A 6,821-nucleotide genomic window follows, 5' to 3' on the forward strand; every position below is an offset into this window, starting at 1 on the left:
GTACGGTGGTGTGAGAGGTCGGTAATTAAAAGTTACCTCCTACTCGATTCTAAATAGTAGTATAAGACAGATGTTGCAACCTATTGCGGAGAATTTTTCCACTCGTTGTCTTAGGAAATTCAGAGATCAAGCGGTATTCTCGAGGAACTTGATAATTTATCAGATTATGTTGACCAAACTCATGTAGATCGTTGCCAGTCAAAAAGGCGTTCTCCCTTAACGTCAAATACGCGACTGGAACTTGTTTATCGCCTTCAGTAGTACCAACTACACAAATATCATCGATACCATTGACGCTACGATAAATATTCTCGACTTCTTCCGGATAGATAGTTTTGTCGCCAGAATAGATCAAATCAGTTAGACGGCCTTTGAGATAGAGAAAGTTATCTTCATCCAAATAACCGACATCACCAGTTTTAAAGAAACCATCTTCAGTAAAGCGTGAATGATACAGTGCTTGTTTGTTGAGATAACCGACGGCAACAGTTGGTGATTTGATTTCGATGCGCCCAATATCGTCTTGATTGATATTAGTGATGCGCACTTGTTCAGTGAAGTACGGCTGACTGCAAGAACCGGCTTTGATCTCAGCGTCGTTGAAATTGAGAGCTGAAATGTTGGAAGTTGTCTCAGTCATGCCATAAGATTGCAGTACCGGGATACCTAGCATATTGCAACGTAATAACGTCCAATTGTCGATCAGACCAGTACCTAAGAAGACGCAACGAAACTTATTATTGTATTGTTTACCTTTAGGCAAAGCATTCAATAGTTTGCGCAACAATGGCGGCGTCAAAGAAATGATCGTTGCGTGTTCGTTGATCAAAATCTTGTTGATATGTCCAGTGTCAAAGCCATCCATCAAGTAAACGCTGATGCCGTAAATAAGTGAGCGCATGATGATGATAAATCCAGGTATATTGAAGATCGGCAAGGTCAATACCCAAGCGTCCTGTTTATTGATACCAAGGTTCAAACCGGTTCCGATGGCTGAGAAAAAGTAGTTGCCGTATGACAACACGACGCCAATATCATGGTCGTCAACGTTGGGCGTATAGAAAATCGAGGCCACTTGATTGTCGTCGAATTCAGAAATCGGTTGATATTTGGTATTCGGCTCTAGACTCAAAATATCGGATAACAAAGTCAATTTATGATCGAGCTTTGAAATTTCGACCGCATCGACAGAATCACTGACCAAAATGGTTTTGGGTTTGGAATCGTCGAGTTGATATTTCAGAGTGGTGGCCGGTAATTTGGTATCCAGGAAAATCGTTCTCGCTCCAACTTGTTGAAGTGCTAAAATGGCAATATAACCATTGAAACAATTGTCAGAGAATAAAGCGACAGGATCATTTTTACGGATGCCACTGCTGAATAATTTACTGGCAAATAATTGCACGGTGGAATTGAGTTCGCCAAAGGTAAAATCAGCGTGTTCCAAAATTAAGGCAATTTTGTCCGGATCTAGTTTGGCACGTTTGACTAACCAATTTTCCAAAATATGACCTCCTTTCCTTTGAAATTTTGATACGATTAAATTACTATAACTTGATTGTAAAACATTTACACCATAGAATTGAGTTAATTATTGAAAAAAATTGAGGTACAAAATGAGTTTGTTGGATGATTTAGGGATCGAATTAGTTGAACAGGGAAAACATAAAGTTGTTTTACAAATGGAATTAAATGAAGAACATCTTCAAATGGAAGCTAAAAAAGCCGGTAGTATCAACGCCATGTTGTGTGAAACAGCCGCCAGTATCGGCGCTAACCTTAATGTGGAAAAAGGCGCATCGGCAGCTTTGTTGAGCGTGTCGTTGCATAACTTGAATACGCTCAAAATAGGCAAGTTGATCGTAGAAGCAATCTCCATTCGCAGCGGCAACAACGTGCAGACGTGGCAGGCTACGACGCATTACGATAAGAGCGCAATAACTAATAGTTTGAGCACAATAACGTTAAAAAAAATCCAAATCTAACTGTGGTAGATTCTGGAATTGATAATTTCGAAAAAGGCTAAAATTATTAAACTTAAACCAAATAATTGGTAGATAAAAATGATTGTTTTAGAAGGGTTCAGAATAAACACGATTCCTGCAAGTATCAGAAGGGCTGAATAAAAATAGTCCAAGTAGGGTGTTATCTGAGCTTTTTTTGTCATCTCATGGGAATCACGATATTGGTTGATGCCGTTGACGATCAGAATGATTCCCAGTACTGGTGGCACTAATGGTACGAAGAAACGAGCGAATAATAAGACCCCTAAAGCTAAAAATAAAGCCCCGATCCCTAAACCGATAGCGATGTTGTTTTCACCAGTGGTTCGTCGAATGGATAAGCCGTCGATGATGGAAAGAATTCCGTAAATTGCAATGTAAGATGAAACGATGTAGATGATGATATCGAAACTTTTGATTGGTGCAATAACGATCAAGATCCCCGCCGTTAGTAAGAAAATAAATCTTAACCAACGGTACAGTTGGAACTGTCTGACCATATGAAAATACCCCCTAAATAAACCTATATTCATATCATAACAGAAAATTTTCAAAATTAAACGAGCGGTAAGAAAGCCTTTCACAAACTTATTTATCATTATATAAGCGACGTGCTTTAACAGTAAAAGCATATTACTTTCATTGTGAAACTAATGTGGTACGTTATAGGTAAATGATACTAGGAGGGATAATTATGACTGTTCGTGCATCCGATAAAATGGTTGATGTTTTAGCAAAATGGGGCGTAGATAATATCTACGGATTACCCGGGGACTCGGTCGATACGACGATTGATGCGCTGTATCGTGCACAAGATAAAATTAAATTTACTCACGTTCTACATGAAGAGGTGGCCGCTTTGTCAGCCGCAGCTCACGCTAAATTAACAGGAAAATTAGGCGTTTGTCTATCGATCGGCGGACCGGGCGCAATTCACTTGTTGAACGGACTCTATGACGCCAAGATGGACCATGTACCAGTTTTGGCAATTCTCGGGCAAGTTCAGTCAAAATTATTGAACACCGATTTCTTCCAAGAAGTCGATACGCACGTGCTCTTTGATGATGTAGCAGTTTATAACAAGATCATCATGGATCCGCAATCTTTACCAAGAATCGCTGACGAAGCTATCAGAACGGCGTACGCCAAGAAAGGTGTGGCCGTGTTGACGATTCCTGATGACATTCCTGCGCACATGATCAAAGATAATTTCGTCCCTAATGTCGACAATTTCAAACCTGAACAATATCACGTTGATGATGACCAGATCAAAGCTGCTTTGAGTATGTTGGAAGATCACGCAAGACCAATCGTTTTGGCCGGTGTCGGTATCAAACATGCTAAAAAAGAAACTAAAGAGTTCATCGAAAAATACAAATTGCCAATTATTTTGACAATGCCCGCTAAGGGATTAGTTGACGATGATCATCCATATAACTTGGGTCAATTAGGTAAATTAGGTACTAAACCATCATTTGAAATGATGCAAAAAGCCGACTTGGTCATTATGATCGGTACGGATTATCCATACTCACCATACTTGAATCAAAAAGCTGACGCTATTCAAATCGATATTAACGCTGACAGATTGGGCAAGCGTCGTCATGTCAATCTTGCCATTCAAGCGGACGCCAAAGAAGTCTTGAGTCGTTTGAATGCGTTGGGCGAACCGGTAGAATCACGTCCATTCTTGGATGAGGCCGTTTCAAAAATCGGTCAATGGCACAGTTGGATGCATGACGTCTACACGAAGAAACACACTGGCGTATTGCCATCATTGATGTTCCATAATATTTCTAAGAGCGCACCTAGCGATACGATTTGGTCAATCGACGTAGGGACATCGACCGCTTTTGGAGCTCGTTTCTTAACCGCTAAAGATAGCCAGATGTATACGATCTCCGCTTGGCTAGGAACTATGGGATGCGCATTGCCAGGAGCCATTGCCGCTAAGAATGCTTTCCCAGACCGTCCGGTTTATGCAATCGCTGGTGATGGAGCAACGGCCATGGTCATGCAAGACTTTGCCACAGCGGTAAGATATAATTTGCCAATGTTATACGTCGTGCTGAATAACAAGTTGTTGGCCTTTATTGAATACGAACAACAGTCAGCCGGTCAACAAAATTACGGTATCAGTTTGCCAGAAATTGATTTTGCCAAAGTTGCTGAAGCTTGCGGTGGAATTGGTGAGCGCATTACGACAGATGAAGAATTTGCGGACGCTATCAAGAAATATCGTCACCCTGACAAACCAGTTTTGTTAGACGTTGCTGTAACGGATGAAGCACCACTCCCTGGTAAAATCATGATGGACGAAGCGCACGGTTACGCAAAGTTTGGTTTCGGTCACGTATTGGACAAAGGTTCGATGCCAGCATTGCCACCAATGAAAGAAATTTTACGTTCATTCTTATAGAAATAATTTTATATAGATACTAAAAAAGCTCAATTCCTTTATCGGGAATTGAGCTTTTCTTTTTAACGATTAATAAGTTTCAACGTCTTCAGCTTTGATAAATTCGTTAGTAGCGACACGATAATATTTATCTCCGTTGATGTAAGTAATACTGTCGACTTTCAATGCTACGTGAGCGTTGATATATCTACCTTGAATTTGAACACCTTTGGCAGTGTAAAGATTCTTGTATGAACCACCAGTAGTTCTGACATTTAGTTTAACTGGCGTGTATACGTAAGCATCTTCGGCACTGACGAATTCGTTAGTAGCGACACGATAGTACTTTTGACCGTCGATAATGTAAGCAGTGCGGTCTGACATCCAACTAGAACTTCTAGCAAGAGATCTGTTTTGAACGATGTTTCCTTCAGCAGCGTAAAGCAATTTGACAGAATCATCGTAAGTTCTAATGAAGAAGTTACCAGCGTCATAAGCGTAAACTTGATCAGCTTTGGCCCATTCGTTAGTAGCAACACGATAATAAGTTACGCCATCAATAGTGATCGATTCGTCACTCATCCAGTTTGTTTGGTGAGGTAGGATGCGGTCATTTACGACTGACATCTTGTTGTTATCATCGAGTGCGTAAACTTCAACGTCAGGCTTGTCAGAGAAGGTTGCAACGGTTTGTTGCTTCTTTTCAATTGTACCAACGCCATCAGGAACAACTACATGGTTGGAACTGCCGGAACTGATGCGCTTGTATGTTAGAACATCAGTTGGATTAATTTCCTTAGTTGGATCAGATGCATCAGTGAAGACGGGTTTTCCATCGGCACCAAATGTTACTACAACTGAAGGAGCTTTGTAACCAGGTTTGTCATCGGCAGTTACAGTTACAGGGTCATCACCGTAGTGGCCTTCTGGAATTGTGATATTTGAAGTTGTGCCATCAGGATTTGTGACTTGAATGGTTGTACCTGGGTTTTTAACACCGACATATTTAGCAGGCTCTTTATCTGTTACAGCTGAACCATCAATATTTTTAATTACGGGACCATCTGGTGTGTAGTCAACAACAACTGTTAGAGGATCATAACCGGCAACCTTTGGAAGCGTAATAGGATCAGAAGTTGTTCCAACTTGACCAGCAGGAATATTGATAGGTTGTGATCCCTTGTTTGTTGAAACTGTACTTGATGAAGGATCAACTTTATTACCGTTGTAGACGATATCCTTAGGGTTGGGTTGATCACTATCGGGAACGAAATTACCATCTTTATCTAACGTACCAGTGATAGAAGCAACAGGAGTATGAGTAGCGTCATTCTTATCAGAAGGAGTATATCCATTAGGAGCAGGCAAAGTCAGAATAACTTTGTCACCAGTGTGGGCAGAATCGCCAGCGGCGATAGTCTTGCCATCCGCATCTGTCAAAGTACCAGCAGTAGGAGTCGAAGAATCAGGGACATTGAAAGTAGGCTCGGTAACAGCTGGAGTCTTGTCACCTTTATAAACAACTGAAGCAGGATCGACTTGTCCGTCATCAGGAACAAATTTACCATCTTTATCCAAAGTACCAGTGATAGATGTCACCTTGTTACCAGTAGCAGGGTCGGTAGCAGTATAACCAGTCTTAGATTCAGGAACAGTAAGAGTAACCTTATCACCGGTGTGGGCAGAATCGCCAGCGGCGATAGTCTTGCCATCTGCATCTGTCAAAGTACCGGCAGTAGGAGTTGAAGAATCAGGAACATTGAAAGTAGGTTCGGTGACAGCCGGAGTCTTGTCACCTTTATAAACAACTGAAGCAGGGTCGACTTGTCCGTTATCAGGAACGAATTTACCATCTTTATCCAAAGTACCAGTGATAGATGTCACCTTATTACCAGTAGCAGGATCAGTAGCAGTATAACCAGTCTTAGATTCAGGAACAGTAAGAGTGACCTTATCACCAGTGTGGGCAGAATCGCCAGCGGCGATAGTCTTGCCATCTGCATCTGTCAAAGTACCAGCAGTAGGAGTCGAAGAATCAGGGACATTGAAAGTAGGCTCGGTAACAGCTGGAGTCTTGTCACCTTTATAAACAACTGAAGCAGGATCGACTTGTCCGTCATCAGGAACAAATTTACCATCTTTATCCAAAGTACCAGTGATAGATGTCACCTTATTACCAGTAGCAGGATCTGTAGCAGTATAACCTTTATCAGAAGTAGGAACGGTAAGAGTAACCTTATCACCGGTGTGGGCAGAATCGCCAGCGGCGATAGTCTTGCCATCTGCATCTGTCAAGGTACCGGCAGTAGGAGTTGAAGAATCAGGGACATTGAAAGTAGGCTCGGTAACAGCCGGAGTCTTGTTACCTTTATAAACAACTGAAGCAGGATCGACTTGTCCGTCATCAGGAACAAATTTAC

The 6,821-nt window shown here is 41.5% G+C and carries 5 protein-coding genes; 2 read left to right on the top strand and 3 right to left on the bottom strand.

The genetic code is table 11. The annotated features are described in order from the left end of the window. Positions 1-49: 49 nt before the first annotated feature. A complete protein-coding gene (locus FD29_RS06920) occupies positions 50-1,504 on the bottom strand; it encodes an AMP-binding protein (RefSeq protein ID WP_057888212.1) in 1,455 nt (484 codons plus the stop codon). 112 nt (positions 1,505-1,616) lie between these two features. Between FD29_RS06920 and FD29_RS06925 the strand changes: the two genes are divergently transcribed. Beyond that, entirely contained in the window at positions 1,617-1,985 is a 369-nt protein-coding gene (locus FD29_RS06925) for a PaaI family thioesterase (protein WP_057888213.1), read from the top strand. Here FD29_RS06925 and FD29_RS06930 read toward each other — a convergent pair. Continuing rightward, positions 1,982-2,503, bottom strand: a complete 522-nt coding sequence (locus FD29_RS06930; protein ID WP_057888214.1) for a DUF308 domain-containing protein — start codon at positions 2,501-2,503, stop codon at positions 1,982-1,984. The two genes, FD29_RS06925 and FD29_RS06930, sit on opposite strands and share 4 nt — an antisense overlap. A 194-nt stretch (positions 2,504-2,697) precedes the next feature. On the opposite strand from FD29_RS06930, the gene FD29_RS06935 reads away from it, so the two are divergent. After that, positions 2,698-4,422 (top strand): pyruvate oxidase, encoded by a 1,725-nt coding sequence (locus FD29_RS06935; protein WP_057888215.1) that lies wholly within the window; start codon positions 2,698-2,700, stop codon positions 4,420-4,422. A 69-nt stretch (positions 4,423-4,491) separates the two neighbouring features. Here FD29_RS06935 and FD29_RS06940 read toward each other — a convergent pair. Beyond that, a partial coding sequence (locus FD29_RS06940; RefSeq protein ID WP_201780221.1) for an SLAP domain-containing protein occupies positions 4,492-6,821 on the bottom strand: 2,330 nt, incomplete at its 5' end.

This window comes from Companilactobacillus mindensis DSM 14500, assembly GCF_001434275.1.
In the GTDB taxonomy this organism is placed as follows: Bacteria; Bacillota; Bacilli; order Lactobacillales; family Lactobacillaceae; genus Companilactobacillus; species Companilactobacillus mindensis.

Coding starts and splice junctions, on each gene's coding strand:
- FD29_RS06925 (WP_057888213.1), top strand. CDS start 1,617: ATGAGTTTGTTGGATGATTTAGGGATCGAATTAGTTGAACAGGGAAAA.
- FD29_RS06935 (WP_057888215.1), top strand. CDS start 2,698: ATGACTGTTCGTGCATCCGATAAAATGGTTGATGTTTTAGCAAAATGG.
- FD29_RS06930 (WP_057888214.1), bottom strand. CDS start 2,503: ATGGTCAGACAGTTCCAACTGTACCGTTGGTTAAGATTTATTTTCTTA.